This window comes from Acidovorax sp., assembly GCF_046294525.1.
Taxonomy (GTDB): domain Bacteria; phylum Pseudomonadota; class Gammaproteobacteria; order Burkholderiales; family Burkholderiaceae_C; genus Acidovorax.
On record NZ_JBKBKQ010000036.1, the window covers coordinates 1 to 15480 of the forward strand.

Genomic DNA, 15480 nt, shown 5'->3' on the forward strand with positions numbered 1-15480 from the left:
CAAGATCGACGAGGCCAAGGCGCGCGAGGAGTTCATCTACAACCCCTTCAGCCTCACGCCCGAAGAGCCCGAACCGCTGCAGCGCCTGCCGCACATCGTGGTCATCATCGACGAGCTGGCCGACCTGATGATGGTGGTGGGCAAGAAGATCGAAGAGCTGATCGCCCGCCTGGCGCAGAAGGCCCGGGCCGCGGGCATCCACCTGATTCTGGCCACCCAGCGCCCCAGCGTGGACGTGATCACCGGCCTGATCAAGGCCAACATTCCCACCCGCATTGCGTTCTCGGTGGGCTCCAAGATTGACAGCCGCACCATCCTCGACCAGATGGGCGCCGAGGCGCTGCTGGGCATGGGTGACATGCTCTACATGGCCAGCGGCACGGGCCTGCCGATCCGTGTGCACGGGGCCTTTGTGTCGGACGAGGAAGTACACCGTGTCGTCAGTTACCTCAAGGAACAAGGGGAGCCGGACTACATTGAGGGCGTGCTCGAAGGCGGAACTGTGGATGGCGATGGCGATCTGTCAGGGGACGGCGGCGGTGGTGAAGGCGGCGAAAAGGACCCCATGTATGACCAGGCCGTCGAAGTGGTGCTCAAGGACCGCAAGGCGAGCATCTCGTACGTGCAGCGCAAGCTGCGCATTGGCTACAACCGCTCGGCGCGGCTGCTGGAAGACATGGAAAAAGCCGGTCTGGTCAGCGGCCTCACCGCCAGCGGCCAGCGTGAAGTGCTGGTGCCGAACCGCAGCGAATGACCGGCTGGCGGCTGCCGATGCAAGGCGGCCCGAGGCCGTGCCCCCGGATCAGGAGTTTTTGTTGAAAAAGATCGCTACTGCAATTTTGATAGCTGCCAGCGCAAGCGTGGCAAGCGCTGACGGCCTGAAAAGTCTGGAATCCTTCATGAAGGGCACCCAGACAGGCAAGGCCGACTTCACGCAGACTGTGACGTCGCCGCCCAAGGACGGGCAGGCTGCGCGCACCAAGCAGTCGAGCGGCAGCTTCGAGTTCCAGCGCCCCAATCGTTTCAAGTTCGTCTACAAGAAGCCTTTCGAACAGACCATCGTGGCCGACGGCCAGACGCTGTGGCTGTACGACGTGGATCTGAACCAGGTCACGCAGCGCTCGCAGTCGCAGGCGTTGGGCACCACGCCCGCCGCGCTGCTGGCATCCGCACCCGACCTGGCGGCGCTGAAGGCCGAGTTCACGCTGGAAGCCGGCCCGGACAAGGACGGGCTGCAATGGGTGCTTGCCACCCCCAAGGCCAAGGACGGCCAGCTGCGCAGCGTGCGCGTCGGCTTTGCGGGAGAGCAACTGGCGGCTTTGGACATTGAGGACAGCTTCGGCCAGCGCTCCAACATCCGCTTCAATGGCATGCAGGCCAATCCCGGTCTTCCAGCCGGTACCTTCCAGTTCAAGCCGCCCGCAGGAGCGGATGTGGTGAAGCAGTAATTGCTATTGATTGCGTAGCTGCCAGCGCTTGCTGGATGAACGCTAAAGGCCATTTTGGCTTTAAACCCAGCAGGGCCGAGTAGTACGGGCCTCCTTAGAACACATACCACCATGGCCGCACGCAGCGCAAACACCGCGCAATCCGCGCACCAGCCCCTGGCCGAGCGGCTGCGTCCGCGCACGCTGGGTGAGGTGATCGGCCAGCAGCATGTGCTGGGCCCCGGCATGCCGCTGCGGCTCGCGTTTGAGTCCGGCCGTCCGCACAGCTGCATCCTGTGGGGCCCGCCCGGCGTGGGCAAGACCACCATTGCACGGCTCATGGCTGACGCCTTTGATGCCCAGTTCATCAGCATCAGTGCCGTGCTGGGTGGGGTCAAGGACATCCGCGAAGCGGTGGAGCAGGCGCAGGCGGCGCGCGACGGGCTGATGCAGCAACGCACCATCGTGTTCGTGGACGAGGTGCACCGCTTCAACAAGAGCCAGCAGGACGCGTTCCTCCCGCATGTCGAATCGGGACTGTTCACCTTCATCGGTGCGACCACCGAGAACCCCTCGTTTGAAGTGAATTCCGCGCTGTTGTCCCGTGCGGCCGTGTACGTGCTGCAGCCGCTGTCTGAGGCGGACTTGAAGCAAATTGTGGCCCTGGCGCAGGCAGAACAAGCGCTACCAGCTATTGAAAGCGTAGCAGTCGACCGCCTGGTGGCCTATGCCGACGGCGACGCGCGCCGCCTGCTCAACACGCTGGAAACGTTGGCCATGGCGGCGGCGCAGGAAAAGCTCACCGAGATCACCGACGTGTGGCTCCTCAAGGTGCTGGGCGAGCGAATGCGCCGCTACGACAAGGGTGGCGAGCAGTTCTACGACACCATCAGCGCGCTGCACAAGTCCGTGCGCGGCTCCGACCCCGATGCCGCGCTGTATTGGCTGGTGCGCATGCTCGACGGCGGCGCCGACCCGCGCTACATGGCGCGCCGCCTGGTGCGCATGGCGGCGGAAGACATCGGCCTGGCCGACCCGCGCGCGCTGCGCCTTGCGTTGGATGCGAGCGAGGTATACGAACGCCTGGGCAGTCCCGAGGGCGAGCTGGCACTGGCCGAATGCGTGGTCTACCTGGCCGTCGCGCCCAAGTCCAACGCCGTCTACAAGGCCTACAACGCCGCCCGCGCCTGGGTGAAGCAGGACGGTACGCGCCCCGTGCCCATGCACTTGCGCAATGCGCCCACCAAGTTGATGAAAGAGCTCGATTACGGCAAGGGCTACCGCTACGCGCACGACGAAGAGGGTGGTTTTGCGGCGGGCGAGAACTACCTGCCAGAAGGCATGGCCGACCCCGGCTTCTACCAGCCGGTGGAGCGGGGGCTGGAGATCAAGATCGCCCAGAAGATGCGCGAGCTGCGCGACCGCAATGTGGCTGCCACCGGGGCCGCCGACCTGCCAGACGCCGACGCCTGAGAAGTGCGTATTGGGGTTGCATGCCGCAGTCGCGCAGCGGCATGGTTCAGAAGTGTGGGTTCGGCACCATATGCTGATAGTGCATATATTTGGTAATAAGTTTGCACATCAATAAACTTGCGTCTATCAATCCATCTTATGGAGTGCGTTCCGCGCTGATGTGGCCCAAACCCGAGGGAAAACCCCGCCCAGCTTGAAGAGGGCCGCTTGTGACTACTCGCTACAATCCCGTCCACAAACCCGCACAGCTGCATTTCTGGCGGGTTTTTTGCTAGATGGCAGTCGGGCCCACAAGGCTGTACCGATTCCGGTGCCAAAGCGGTGGGTACGTCACAAACGAAGGACTTCTCTTATGGACATTTTGCTGCAGCAGATCATCAACGGTCTGGTTCTCGGCAGCATGTACGCCTTGATAGCCTTGGGCTACACCATGGTGTACGGCATTATTCAACTGATCAATTTCGCCCACGGCGAAGTGCTGATGATCGGTGCACTCACCAGCTGGAGCTGTATCGGAATGATGCAGGCTGCCATGCCCGGCGCTCCGGGCTGGGTCATCCTGCTGCTGGCCACCATCATTGCGTGCGTGGTCGCTGCCACCCTCAACTTCACGATCGAGAAAATCGCCTACCGGCCGCTGCGCAACAGCCCGCGACTGGCCCCGCTGATCACCGCCATCGGCATGTCCATCCTGCTGCAGACGCTGGCGATGATCATCTGGAAGCCCAACTACAAGCCGTATCCCACGATGCTGCCCAGTTCGCCGTTCCAGATCGGCGGCGCCTTCATCACCCCCACCCAGATCCTGATCCTGGGCGTCACAGCCATCTCTCTGGCGTCGCTGGTGTACCTGGTCAACCACACCAACCTGGGACGTGCCATGCGCGCCACGGCCGAAAACCCCCGCGTGGCCTCCCTCATGGGGGTAAAGCCCGACATGGTGATCTCCGCCACCTTCATCATCGGCGCCGTGCTGGCGGCCGTCGCCGGCATCATGTATGCATCCAATTACGGTACGGCGCAGCACACCATGGGCTTCCTGCCCGGTCTCAAGGCCTTCACGGCGGCCGTGTTCGGCGGCATCGGCAACCTGGCTGGCGCGGTGGTGGGCGGCATTTTGCTGGGCCTCATCGAAGCCATCGGCTCTGGCTATATCGGCACGCTCACGGGTGGCCTGCTGGGCAGCCACTACACCGACATCTTTGCGTTCATCGTGCTCATCATCATCCTGACGCTGCGCCCCTCGGGCCTGCTGGGTGAGCGTGTGGCGGATCGCGCCTGAGGAATTGCACACCATGAAGAACACCAAAACCAACTGGATCATCGGCGCCGTCGCGCTGCTGGTGCTGCCGCTGATCCTGCAATCCTTCGGCAACGCCTGGGTGCGCATCGCCGACCTGGCGCTGCTGTACGTGCTGCTGGCCCTGGGCCTGAACATCGTGGTGGGCTACGCCGGCCTGCTGGACCTGGGCTACGTGGCGTTCTACGCCGTGGGCGCCTACCTGTTTGCCTTGATGGCTTCGCCGCACTTGGCGGATAACTTTGCGGCCTTTGCTGCCATGTTCCCCAACGGGCTGCACACCTCGTTGTGGCTGGTCATACCGTTGGCGGCGTTGCTGGCGGCGTTCTTCGGGGCGCTGCTCGGGGCGCCCACGCTCAAACTGCGCGGCGACTACCTGGCCATCGTGACCTTGGGCTTCGGCGAAATCATCCGCATCTTCCTGAACAACCTGGACCACCCCGTCAACCTGACCAACGGTCCCAAGGGCCTGGGCCAGATCGACTCGGTCAAGGTCTTTGGCCTGGACCTGGGCAAGCGGCTGGAGGTGTTCGGCTTCGACATCAGTTCCGTCACCCTGTACTACTACCTGTTCCTCGTGCTGGTGGTGGTGTCCGTCATCATTTGCTACCGCTTGCAGGACTCGCGCATCGGCCGCGCCTGGATGGCCATTCGTGAAGACGAAATCGCCGCCAAGGCCATGGGCATCAACACCCGCAACATGAAGCTGCTGGCCTTTGGCATGGGCGCTTCGTTCGGCGGCGTGGCGGGCTCGATGTTTGGTGCGTTCCAGGGCTTTGTGTCGCCCGAGTCGTTCAGCCTGATGGAGTCGGTCATGATCGTCGCCATGGTGGTGCTGGGCGGCATCGGCCACATTCCGGGCGTGATCCTGGGTGCAGTGCTGCTGTCGGCCCTGCCTGAAGTGCTGCGCTATGTGGCAGGCCCCCTGCAGGCCATGACGGACGGCCGCCTGGACTCCGCCATCCTGCGCCAGCTGCTGATCGCGCTGGCCATGATCATCATCATGCTGTTGCGCCCCCGTGGTCTGTGGCCTGCGCCCGACCATGGCAAGAGCCTCACGCAGAAGACCTGAACACCGCAGAAAGTTAGAACAACATGGCAGAGAACATTCAGACATCCGCCAGCGATGTGGTGCTGCGGGTTGCCGGCATTTCCAAGCGCTTTGGCGGCCTGCAAGCCCTTTCCGATGTGGGCATCACCATCCAGCGCGGCCAGGTGTATGGCCTGATCGGCCCCAACGGCGCGGGCAAGACCACGTTCTTCAACGTGATCACCGGCCTGTACACGCCCGACAGCGGAACGTTCGAACTGGCCGGCAAGCCGTATGAGCCCACGGCTGTCCACGAAGTGGCCAAGGCCGGCATTGCACGCACGTTCCAGAACATCCGCCTTTTCTCCGACATGACGGCCCTGGAGAACGTGATGGTGGGCCGCCACATCCGCACCAAGTCGGGCCTGATGGGCGCGGTGTTCCGCACCAAGACCTTCAAGGAAGAAGAAGCCGCCATCGCCAAGCGTGCGCAGGAGCTGCTGGACTACGTGGGCATCGGCAAGTTTGCAGACTACAAGGCCCGCACGCTGAGCTACGGCGACCAGCGCCGCCTGGAGATCGCACGGGCCCTCGCCACCGACCCCCAGCTCATCGCGCTGGACGAGCCAGCCGCCGGCATGAACGCCACCGAAAAGGTGCAACTGCGCGAGCTGATCGACCGCATCCGCAACGACAACCGCACCATCCTGCTCATCGAGCACGATGTGAAGCTGGTGATGGGCCTGTGCGACCGCGTGACGGTGCTCGACTACGGCAAGCAGATTGCCGAGGGCAACCCTGCCGAAGTGCAGAAGAACGAAAAAGTGATTGAGGCCTATCTGGGCACCGGAGGACACTGAGAATGGCCGAAAAATCGAACAAGGTACTGCTGCAGGTCAAGGGCCTGAAGGTGGCCTACGGTGGTATCCAGGCCGTCAAGGGTGTGGACTTTGAAGTGCGCGAAGGCGAACTGGTGTCGCTCATCGGCTCCAACGGCGCCGGCAAGACCACCACCATGAAGGCCATCACCGGCACCCTGGCCATGGGTGACGGCGACATCGAATACCTGGGCCGGAGCATCAAGGGCAAGGGCGCCTGGGATCTGGTCAAGGAAGGCCTGGTGATGGTGCCGGAAGGCCGGGGCGTTTTTGCGCGCATGACCATCACCGAAAACCTGCAGATGGGTGCCTACATCCGAAAGGACAAGGCGGGCATTCTGGCGGACATCGAGAAGATGTTCACCATCTTCCCGCGCCTGCGCGAGCGCAAAGACCAGTTGGCCGGCACCATGTCTGGCGGCGAGCAGCAGATGCTGGCCATGGGCCGCGCTCTGATGAGCCAGCCCAAGGTGCTGCTACTGGACGAGCCCTCCATGGGCCTGTCGCCCATCATGGTGGACAAGATCTTTGAAGTGGTGCGCGACGTGTACGCCCTGGGCGTGACCATCGTGCTGGTGGAGCAGAATGCCAGCCGTGCGCTGGCGATTGCCGACCGTGGCTACGTGATGGAGTCAGGCCTGATCACCATGACGGGCCCGGGCCAGCAACTGCTGAACGACCCCAAAGTGCGCGCTGCCTATTTGGGTGAGTAAAGAAAAATGCCAAAAGATGGGTGGTGAGCCTTTGGGTTTGCTTGCCCCACAACGACAAAAAAGGCGCGGTCCGAAGGGGCCGCGCCTTTTTTTATCCCAGCCAGCGACCTAGAAGCGGTACTGCACGCCCACCGTGGTCATCTTCACCGGGTCGGTACCGTCCGCAAAGCGGAAGTTGTGCCGCTCCCACTCCACCACGGCCGCCCATTGCGGGCTGAAGGCCCAGCGTGCACCCAGGCCGTAAGACAGGCCGAACCCATCTTCGCGGCCGGTGCGCACGCCTGTACCTTCCACACCCGAGGTGCGGGTGCGGCCATAGGTCGTGCCGACCTTGCCGAATATGTCGAACTGCTCGCTCAGCGGCGCCCGGCCCACCAGGCTGAGGTTGAAGCCGTGGGCTTCTGTGTCGCCACCCAGGCGGCGGGCCTTGCCCGCATTCAGATATCCAAACTCCACGCCCAGGTTGGGGTGGAAGAACCCGCCGGTGTAGATCTTGAAGCCGTTGTCGGAATCGTCATACGGCAGGCCGCCGGTGCGCAGGTCGTAGTTGGTGCGGCCGGCGCTGAGGCCCACATAGCCATCTTGGGTATACGGCAGCACAGACGTGCGGTTGCCCAGGCCAGTCCCTGAAGTGCTGCTGGTGGTTTGTCCCTGGGCTGCGGCGCTGCCCACGGCGCAGGCCAAGGCGACGACGGCCAGAGGCGCCCAGCGGCGCGCGGGCGCAGATGCCAACCCGGAAGCGGGGGACAGTGAGCGAGAGTTGTGGAGGTTGCGGAGAGGCATGGGGCAGTCCTTGGTTCGTGGTGTGCACAGACAAATGGTGGAATGAGCGCGGTGGCGGGGGGCTTGGAGAGGCTGCAAGCAACCGCCCTGCAGAACGAAAATTCAATGTAGGCCGGTGCAACAGACCCTCCTGTGGGATCGGAAGGCCGCGCCTTGTAGGAAGGGGCTGACCTTTTCGTGCTGCAAGGGCCCAAATGTTTTGCTACCATTTTTGTAGCTTCCGGCGCTTGTTTGCAAAGCGCTGAGGGGCGATCTTGTACATAATCGCACCCGTTCGTCTGCTCCCGGGTCCCCGCCCGCCTCCTCATGACTGCGCTGCAATCCTTGCCCGTTTCTCTCCAGACCATCTTGCTGCTGGTGGCCAGCAATGTTTTCATGACTTTTGCGTGGTACGGCCACCTCAAGAACCTGGCCGCCTCGCCTTGGTATACCGCCGCACTCGTCAGCTGGGGCATTGCACTGTTCGAATACCTGCTGCAGGTGCCCGCCAATCGCATCGGCTTCACGCAGTTCAACGTGGGGCAGCTCAAGATCATGCAGGAGGTGATCACGCTGGCCGTGTTTGTGCCGTTTGCGGTGTTCTACATGGGGCAGCCGCTCAAGTGGGACTACCTCTGGGCCGGGCTGTGCTTGGTAGGCGCGGTCTATTTCATCTTCCGCGGCGCCTGACAGCGCTCCTGGGCCGCCAGCCGCGGCGGGGCGTTAATCCCCCAGCAGGCGCACGGTTAAACTCCGCGGGTCATTAAAAAGTCATGGCTTTGTCATGGCTTTGTCTTTTTTCATTCAGAACCCGACCCCGCACCAGGAGCCTCCATGCTGTTTGCCAAGCTGTTGCCACGCGAAGGCAATTTTTTCGAAATGTTCAACCAGCATGCGGACCGCATCGTGGAGGCCGCACGGGCTTTTTCGCAACTGGTGGCCAACTACAACGACCCGCATCTGCGCGACAAGTACAACCAGGACGTGGACAACGCCGAGCGCGCAGCCGACCGCGTGACGCACGAGGTGAACAAGTCCATCCACAAGACCTTCATCACCCCCATTGACCGGGAGCAGATCCACGCGCTGATCAACACCATGGACGATGTCGCCGACCTGATCCAGGACTCGGCCGAGACCATGGCCCTGTACGACGTGCGCCACATGACGGAAGAGATCACGCGCCTCACCGACCTGAGCCTCAAGTGCTGCGAGCGTGTGCGCGACGCCGTCAAGTTGCTGGACAAGATCGCCGACCCGGCCGTGGCCGAGGCTGCACTCAAGACCTGCGAAGAGATCGACAAGCTCGAATCCGATGCCGACCGCGTGATGCGCAGCGCCATGAGCAAGCTGTTCCGCGAAGAGCCTGATGTGCGCGAGGTGATCAAGTTGAAAGCCATCTACGAGCTGCTCGAAACCATCACCGACAAGTGCGAGGACGTGGCCAACTGCATCGAGGGCATCGTCCTCGAAAACTCCTGAACCCGGCAGGCCGATCAGCATGGAAACCGTACAAACGGCCCTCTGGGTTGTGGTGATGCTCGTGGCGTTGGCGATCCTGTTCGATTTCATGAACGGGTTTCACGACGCAGCCAATTCGATCGCCACGGTGGTCTCCACCGGTGTGCTCAAACCCGGACAGGCGGTCCTGTTCGCGGCGTTTTTCAACTTCATCGCCATCTTCGTGTTTCACCTGAGCGTGGCGGCCACCGTGGGCAAGGGCATTGTCCAGCCAGGCGTGGTCGATACCCATGTGGTGTTTGGCGCCCTGGTGGGGGCCATCAGCTGGAACATCATCACGTGGTACTACGGCATCCCCAGCAGCTCCTCGCACGCCCTCATCGGCGGCATCGTGGGCGCGGTGATCGCCAAGGCGGGGGCAGGCGCGCTGATCTCGGCGGGCATTCTGAAGACTGTGGCGTTCATCTTTGTCTCGCCACTCTTGGGCTTCACGCTGGGCTCGATCATGATGGTGGCGGTGGCGCACATCTTCCGGCGCACGCGGCCGAGCCGTGTGGATAAGTGGTTCCGCCGCCTGCAACTGGTGTCGGCCGGTGCGTACAGCCTGGGGCACGGGGGCAACGATGCGCAAAAGACCATCGGCATCATCTGGCTGCTGCTGATCGCCACCGGCTACACCTCGGCCAGCGATGCGGCGCCGCCCACTTGGACCATCGTCTCGTGCTACGCAGCCATCGGCCTGGGCACCATGTTCGGCGGCTGGCGCATCGTCAAGACCATGGGCCAGAAGATCACCAAGCTCAAGCCCGTGGGCGGCTTCTGCGCCGAAACCGGGGGGGCGCTCACGCTGTTCCTGGCGACCGCGCTGGGCATTCCGGTGTCCACGACGCACACCATCACCGGCGCCATCGTGGGTGTGGGTTCTACCCAGCGTGCCAGTGCCGTGCGCTGGGGCGTAGCCGGCAACATCGTGTGGGCGTGGATTCTGACAATTCCGGCCAGCGCGTTTGTGGCTGCCGTGGCGTACTGGATCAGCCTGCAGATCTTCTGAGGCGGGCTGCAATATGCAGAGCATTGCAGCATCGCTATGAATTAAATAGCTGCTAGCGCTTTTCCATCAAGCGCTAGCGCCGGATTTCATTGTGAAATCTTGCGGGCTTCCTCGATCTGGTACTCGAAGTAGCGCTGAAAGCTGAACGCAATGCTCGCCATGAGCACCGCCGTGCCGATCATCAAGGACGCGACGATGGCCGCGATGGTGATCCAGCCGGTGCGGCCGGGGGCAGCGTCGGGAGTGGCCCCGGGGTTGTAGCGCGCGTTCCACGCCTCGGGCGTCTTCAGCGCGAACAGGATGGCCTGCAGTGCACACCCGGCAATGGTGAAGCCCAGCAGCGGAATCAGCATCCAGCTCATGTGGTCATCCTGGCCCAGCTGCTGCACCCGCTGGATGCCATACACGCCCAGCGCGGTGGGCAACGGCAGCAGCCAGCCGATCAGATCGCCCAAACCGTGCAGGTAGAAGCGGTGCAGGCCCAGCGGCCCGCCCAGAAAGGCCAGCCAGGCCGCCAGGGTCTTGCTCTTCATGTGCATCACCGGCTTATTCGGGCGACGTGGTGTCGCCTGCGCCCAGGGTCTTTTCCATGAGCACGATGTCGCGCCAGGCGCCGAACTTCCAGCCCACCGAACGCATGACACCCACATCGGTGAACCCGAGCGCCCGGTGCACACCGATGGATCCGGCGTTGGCCGAGTCGCCGATCACGGCCAGCAGCTTGCGCACGCCCACGGCCTCGGCCTGCACGGCCAACTCGCCCAGCAGCTTGCGGCCCAGGCCCATGCCTCGGGCCTGGTCAGCCACGTAAATTGAATCTTCGGCCGAGAAGCGGTAAGCAGGGCGTGGTTTGAACCAGTTGGCATAGGCAAACCCCAGCACCTGGCCGTCCTTCTCGGCCACCAGCCAGGGCAGGCCGCGCGCGCGCACGTCGGCGCGGCGGCCCGCCATGTCGGTTTCAGACGGGGGATCGATCTCGAAAGTGCCTGTGCCGTGCAGCACGTGGTGTTGGTAAATGGCCGTGATGGCTGGGATATCGGCGTCTGTGCTGGGGCGGATGGTAGGCATTGGAGGGGATAGGGATATAATCGCGGGCTTTGCAGCGTGTCGCTGGCCGGGTGGCCATGTCGCGTGTCTCAAACGTTGCGAATGTGGTTGCGAACACTGTGGCTTGCGGCAATGTTGCCGGAGTTCACCACCCGAAGGATAAATCATGGTCGTCATTCGACTCTCCCGCGGCGGCTCCAAAGGCCGTCCATTTTTCAACATCGTCGTTGCTGACAAGCGCGTGCGCCGTGACGGCCGCTTCATCGAGCGCATCGGCTTCTACAACCCCACCGCTAAGGAATCCGAAGAAGGCCTGCGCATCGTGCAAGACCGTCTGACGTACTGGCAGAGCGTGGGCGCCCAGTCCTCGCCTACCGTGGACCGTCTGATCAAACAAGCCGCCAAGAAGGCTGCTTAAAGGTCCCTGAAAAGGGCGGGTTTCGCCGGCATGCCTGGCGAAACCCGCCCTTTTCCTATTCTGGAATGACAAACACCATGGCCACCACCTCCGTCACCTTGGAACCCGCAGAGCTGCCTGCCGACGCGGTCGAAGTGGGGCGCATCGCCGATGCCTGGGGGGTCAAGGGCTGGTTCAAGGTCCAGCCCCACAGCAGCAGCCCTGAGGCGTTGTTCTCGTCCAAGCGCTGGTACCTGCAGCCGTCCGAGCGGGGTGCCAAGACCTTTTCCGGCACGGTGCTGCTGCCCATCCGGCAGGCCAAGGACCATTCCGACACCGTGGTGGCCTGGGCCCAAGGCATTGACGACCGCAATGCGGCGGAGGCGCTGCGCGGAGCGCGCATCTTCGTACCGCGGTCGAGTTTTCCTTCCACCACCGAAGATGAGTACTACTGGGTCGATCTGATCGGCCTGGCGGTGGTCAACCGCGAGGGCGTGGCGCTGGGGATGGTGCGGGAGCTGATGTCCACAGGCCCCCAGACGGTGATGGTGCTGGGCTACGAGCAGGACGGCAAGGCGCAGGAACGGATGATTCCCTTTGTCTCCGCATTCGTCGACAAGGTGGATCTGCAGGAAAAACGCATCACCGTTGACTGGCAGCCCGATTACTGACCCTGGCTGCTGCTGCCCATGCGCTTTGACGTCATCACCCTGTTCCCCGAACTGTTTGCGCCTTTTCTAACCAGTGGCGTGACGCGGCGTGCCTACGCCAGCGGCCAGGTGGACGTGCGGCTTTGGAACCCGCGAGACCATGCCGAGGGGAACTACCGCCGGGTGGACGACCGCCCCTTTGGCGGTGGACCGGGCATGGTGATGATGGCCGAGCCGCTGCAGCGGTGCCTCGCTGCCATCCGTGCAGACCGCGCCGAGGCGGTTAGCGAACAGGCGCCGCTGGTGCTGTTCTCGCCCATTGGCGAGGTTCTCTGTCACGCCGCAGTCGAGCGCTGGTCGGCCGGCAGCGGCGCCGTGCTGCTTTGCGGGCGCTACGAGGGCATCGACCAGCGTTTCATCGACACGCATGTGGACCTGCAGATCAGCCTGGGCGACTTCGTGCTCTCTGGCGGCGAGATTGCCGCCCTGGCCCTGCTCGACGCCGTGGCCCGCCTGCAGCCTGGAGTGTTGAACGACGAGGGTAGCCACCAGCTCGACAGCTTCAACCCCGCGCTCGACGGTCTGCTCGACTGTCCGCATTACACCCGCCCTGAAGAATGGGCGGGCCAGCAGGTGCCGGCCGCGCTGATGTCCGGGCACCATGCGCAGATTGAGCGGTGGCGGCGCGACCAGCGTCTGGCGATGACCGCCCGGCACCGGCCCGAATTGATCGAGGCCGCCCGGCGCGAAGGGCGCCTGGGGCCGCTCGACGAAGCGGTACTGGCCAAGCTCGCCTAACTTGCTATAATCAAAGGCTTTTCGATCCTCTGGCCGGCCGTTTCGCAGGATTTCTTTTCTGCAAAACACTGAGACGTCAATCCCGACGCAGCCATTTTTGGCGCGGACACGATCACTAGGAAACTCACATGAACCTGATCCAGACCCTGGAAGCGGAAGAAATCGCCCGCTTGAACAAGACCATCCCCGAATTTGCCCCCGGTGACACCGTCATCGTGAGCGTGAACGTGGTGGAAGGTACCCGCAAGCGTGTGCAGGCTTACGAAGGCGTGGTGATTGCCAAGCGCAATCGCGGCCTGAACAGCGGCTTCACCGTGCGCAAGATCTCCAGCGGCGAAGGCGTGGAACGTACGTTCCAGACCTACAGCCCCCTGATCGCCAGCATCGAAGTCAAGCGCCGCGGTGACGTGCGCCGTGCCAAGCTGTACTACCTGCGTGACCGCAGCGGCAAGTCGGCACGTATCAAGGAAAAGCTGCCTTCGCGCGTCAACAAGGCTGCAGCCACCGCCGCATAAGGCGCGGGCCCGCCCTGCTGACAAGCCGCTACAGCATCCGCCTGTAGCGGCTTTTTGTTTTTTTGCCGCGGGCCTTGCTCCCCGCTGCTGCCCGCTCCCCTTCCCGTGATCCCTCCTGCTCCTGGTCCCGCCGTCTCTCCCGTCATCGCTCCGCTGTCGAGCCTGCCGGACTTCGATCCCCGCCGTGTTCCGGTGGTGGGCGTGGACGACCATCTGCCGGCCGTGCCGCACGAGGCCCTCACCCCAGTTGCTCTTCGCGCGCGGTTTGCCACGCCGCCAATGTGGGAGCCCGAGGTGCTGCTGGAAAAAAAATTCATGGACCGGGAGCCGGCCCATGCTTCCGTGCTGCTGGGCATCGTGCTGCGCGAGCAGCCCATGGTGCTGCTGACCGAGCGCACGGCCCATCTGTCCACGCACTCGGGGCAGGTAGCCTTCCCGGGTGGTCGGGCCGACCCTGAGGATGCGAGTCCTGCCGCCACGGCCCTGCGCGAGGCGCAGGAAGAGGTGGGGCTGAGCCCCGCCTTTGTCGAAGTGCTGGGCAACCTGCCCACCTATGTCACCGGCTCATCGTTCATCATCACGCCGGTGGTGGGGCTGGTGCAGCCCGACTGCGTGCTGCAGCCCAACCCCTATGAAGTGGCCGACCTGTTCGAGGTGCCGCTCGCGTTTTTGCTGAACCCGGCCAACCACCGCCGCCATGTGTACGACCGCGACGGCGTGCACCGCGAATGGTTCTCCATGCCGTACCACGACGGTGCCAAGACCCATTTCATCTGGGGCGCCACGGCGGGCATGCTGCGCAATTTCTACCGCTTCATGCGGGCCTGAGTCAGCCGGCTGGCCATTGGGAGGCGTGGGCTCGAAGCGCCCTTATCATTGCCCCCCATGAGTTTCTTCGCCATCCTGTTCGCTCTGCTGATCGAGCAGGCCCGCCCGCTGGCCCGCAGCAACCCCATCCATGCGGGGCTTCGCGCATGGGCGCTGTCCGTCAGCCGCAATTTCGATGCGGGCAAGGCGCACCATGGCTGGGTGGCCTGGAGCTTGGCAGTGCTTGTTCCGTCGCTGGTTACCCTGGCCGTTCACTGGGCTCTCTTGTGGGGGCTGGGCTGGCCTTTTGCGGTGGTGTGGAGCGTGGCGGTGCTGTATGTCACGCTGGGTTTCCGGCAGTTCAGCCACCACTTCACCGGCATACGCGACGCGCTCGAAGAGGGCAACGAAGACGCTGCGCGTGAGCGCTTGGCCCACTGGCAGCAGGTGGACGTGGGGATGTTGCCGCGCAGCGAGATTGTTCGCCACGTGATCGAATATTCCGTGCTGGCCGCACACCGGCACGTTTTTGGTGTGCTGGCCTGGTTTTCGGTGCTGGCCGCCCTGGGCCTCGGGCCCACTGGCGCGGTGCTGTACCGGCTGGCCGAATTCGTGGCCCGGTATTGGCACTACAAGAAGCGCACCGGTGCGCAACCGGCGAGCGAGTCGTTGCAGCGGGCCTCGGTGCAGGCCTGGACGGTGATCGACTGGCTTCCGGCCCGCCTCACCGCGCTGAGCTTTGCCGTGGTGGGCAGCTTTGAAGAGGCCATCGAAGGCTGGCGCTTTCATGCCCAGCGTTTTCCCAATGACAACGACGGCGTGGTGCTGGCCGCCACGGCGGGCGCCATCAACGTGCGCCTGGGTGGCGAAGCCCTGAAGGCGCGCACCGACATGCACGCGCCACAAGGCCTGGAGATGGATGCCGACATGGCCGACAGCGATTCCACGCCTGGCCGTGCGCCGGAGGTGGGCCACCTGCGCAGCGTGGTCGGGCTGGTGTGGCGCTCCGTGGTGGTGTGGATGCTGCTGCTCGCGTTGCTGACGCTGGCCCGTTTGCTGGGTTAGTGGGAGAAAGCTCCCGAAGCCATTGCGCGGCTTCCCCCGGAGGGGACGCACCCGGTGGCTTGGCAAAGCCAGTTGTACGGGTGCACTGGCGTCCTACCTGCCTGCG

Annotated in this window: 19 protein-coding genes; 16 read left to right on the forward strand and 3 right to left on the reverse strand. The window is 63.6% G+C overall.

Features of this window, described 5'->3' with window-relative positions; translation table 11 throughout:
- The 7 genes from ACK4HJ_RS21395 to ACK4HJ_RS21425 all read left to right on the forward strand — a co-directional run.
- On the forward strand, positions 1 to 754 hold a 754-nt coding region (locus ACK4HJ_RS21395; protein WP_409835315.1), incomplete at its 5' end, for a DNA translocase FtsK.
- 61 nt (positions 755 to 815) lie between these two features.
- Positions 816 to 1448, forward strand: coding sequence for an outer membrane lipoprotein chaperone LolA (gene lolA, locus ACK4HJ_RS21400; RefSeq protein ID WP_409835317.1), 633 nt, complete (start codon positions 816 to 818; stop codon positions 1446 to 1448).
- Between the two features lie 111 nt (positions 1449 to 1559).
- On the forward strand, positions 1560 to 2900 hold the full coding sequence (locus ACK4HJ_RS21405) for a replication-associated recombination protein A (RefSeq protein WP_409835319.1): 1341 nt from the start codon (positions 1560 to 1562) through the stop codon (positions 2898 to 2900).
- Between the two features lie 352 nt (positions 2901 to 3252).
- Positions 3253 to 4182 carry a branched-chain amino acid ABC transporter permease gene (locus tag ACK4HJ_RS21410; protein WP_409835321.1) on the forward strand — a complete coding sequence of 310 codons (930 nt, stop codon included), beginning with the start codon at positions 3253 to 3255 and terminating at the stop codon, positions 4180 to 4182.
- Between the two features lie 13 nt (positions 4183 to 4195).
- Positions 4196 to 5272, forward strand: a complete 1077-nt coding sequence (locus ACK4HJ_RS21415; protein ID WP_409835323.1) for an ABC transporter permease subunit — start codon at positions 4196 to 4198, stop codon at positions 5270 to 5272.
- 23 nt (positions 5273 to 5295) lie between these two features.
- Positions 5296 to 6090: an ABC transporter ATP-binding protein gene (locus ACK4HJ_RS21420; protein ID WP_409835325.1), complete on the forward strand. Its 795-nt coding sequence runs from the start codon at positions 5296 to 5298 to the stop codon at positions 6088 to 6090.
- A gap of 2 nt (positions 6091 to 6092) precedes the next feature.
- The gene (locus ACK4HJ_RS21425) at positions 6093 to 6821 is read left to right on the forward strand and encodes an ABC transporter ATP-binding protein (protein ID WP_409835327.1); all 729 of its coding nucleotides are present in this window, start codon (positions 6093 to 6095) and stop codon (positions 6819 to 6821) included.
- 108 nt (positions 6822 to 6929) lie between these two features.
- Here ACK4HJ_RS21425 and ACK4HJ_RS21430 read toward each other — a convergent pair whose 3' ends face one another.
- The gene (locus tag ACK4HJ_RS21430) at positions 6930 to 7604 is read right to left on the reverse strand and encodes an outer membrane beta-barrel protein (RefSeq protein WP_409835328.1); all 675 of its coding nucleotides are present in this window, start codon (positions 7602 to 7604) and stop codon (positions 6930 to 6932) included.
- A gap of 306 nt (positions 7605 to 7910) precedes the next feature.
- On the opposite strand from ACK4HJ_RS21430, the gene ACK4HJ_RS21435 reads away from it, so the two are divergent.
- The 3 genes from ACK4HJ_RS21435 to ACK4HJ_RS21445 all read left to right on the forward strand — a co-directional run bounded on the left by ACK4HJ_RS21435 (position 7911) and on the right by ACK4HJ_RS21445 (position 10095).
- Entirely contained in the window at positions 7911 to 8273 is a 363-nt protein-coding gene (locus ACK4HJ_RS21435) for a DMT family protein (RefSeq protein ID WP_409835330.1), read from the forward strand.
- 144 nt (positions 8274 to 8417) lie between these two features.
- Complete coding sequence (locus ACK4HJ_RS21440; RefSeq protein ID WP_409835332.1) at positions 8418 to 9065, forward strand: DUF47 domain-containing protein; 648 nt, start codon at positions 8418 to 8420, stop codon at positions 9063 to 9065.
- 19 nt (positions 9066 to 9084) lie between these two features.
- Positions 9085 to 10095, forward strand: a complete 1011-nt coding sequence (locus tag ACK4HJ_RS21445; protein ID WP_409835334.1) for an inorganic phosphate transporter — start codon at positions 9085 to 9087, stop codon at positions 10093 to 10095.
- A gap of 86 nt (positions 10096 to 10181) precedes the next feature.
- On the opposite strand, the gene ACK4HJ_RS21450 is transcribed toward ACK4HJ_RS21445, so the two are convergent.
- Both ACK4HJ_RS21450 and ACK4HJ_RS21455 read right to left on the reverse strand, forming a co-directional pair.
- A complete protein-coding gene (locus ACK4HJ_RS21450) occupies positions 10182 to 10628 on the reverse strand; it encodes a hypothetical protein (RefSeq protein ID WP_409835335.1) in 447 nt (148 codons plus the stop codon).
- Between the two features lie 13 nt (positions 10629 to 10641).
- A complete protein-coding gene (locus ACK4HJ_RS21455) occupies positions 10642 to 11163 on the reverse strand; it encodes an N-acetyltransferase family protein (protein ID WP_409835337.1) in 522 nt (173 codons plus the stop codon).
- A 145-nt stretch (positions 11164 to 11308) separates the two neighbouring features.
- Here ACK4HJ_RS21455 and rpsP point away from each other — a divergent pair, with 145 nt between their 5' ends.
- The 6 genes from rpsP to ACK4HJ_RS21485 all read left to right on the forward strand — a co-directional run bounded on the left by rpsP (position 11309) and on the right by ACK4HJ_RS21485 (position 15374).
- Entirely contained in the window at positions 11309 to 11560 is a 252-nt protein-coding gene (rpsP, locus tag ACK4HJ_RS21460) for a 30S ribosomal protein S16 (RefSeq protein WP_069105077.1), read from the forward strand.
- A gap of 77 nt (positions 11561 to 11637) precedes the next feature.
- A complete protein-coding gene (gene rimM / locus ACK4HJ_RS21465) occupies positions 11638 to 12210 on the forward strand; it encodes a ribosome maturation factor RimM (RefSeq protein ID WP_409835339.1) in 573 nt (190 codons plus the stop codon).
- A gap of 18 nt (positions 12211 to 12228) precedes the next feature.
- The gene (gene trmD / locus ACK4HJ_RS21470) at positions 12229 to 12987 is read left to right on the forward strand and encodes a tRNA (guanosine(37)-N1)-methyltransferase TrmD (protein ID WP_409835341.1); all 759 of its coding nucleotides are present in this window, start codon (positions 12229 to 12231) and stop codon (positions 12985 to 12987) included.
- A gap of 128 nt (positions 12988 to 13115) precedes the next feature.
- Positions 13116 to 13502, forward strand: a complete 387-nt coding sequence (rplS, locus tag ACK4HJ_RS21475; protein WP_409835343.1) for a 50S ribosomal protein L19 — start codon at positions 13116 to 13118, stop codon at positions 13500 to 13502.
- 105 nt (positions 13503 to 13607) lie between these two features.
- A complete protein-coding gene (locus tag ACK4HJ_RS21480; protein WP_409835345.1) occupies positions 13608 to 14330 on the forward strand; it encodes a CoA pyrophosphatase in 723 nt (240 codons plus the stop codon).
- Between the two features lie 57 nt (positions 14331 to 14387).
- On the forward strand, positions 14388 to 15374 hold the full coding sequence (locus tag ACK4HJ_RS21485) for a CobD/CbiB family protein (protein WP_409835346.1): 987 nt from the start codon (positions 14388 to 14390) through the stop codon (positions 15372 to 15374).
- Positions 15375 to 15480: the final 106 nt, after the last annotated feature.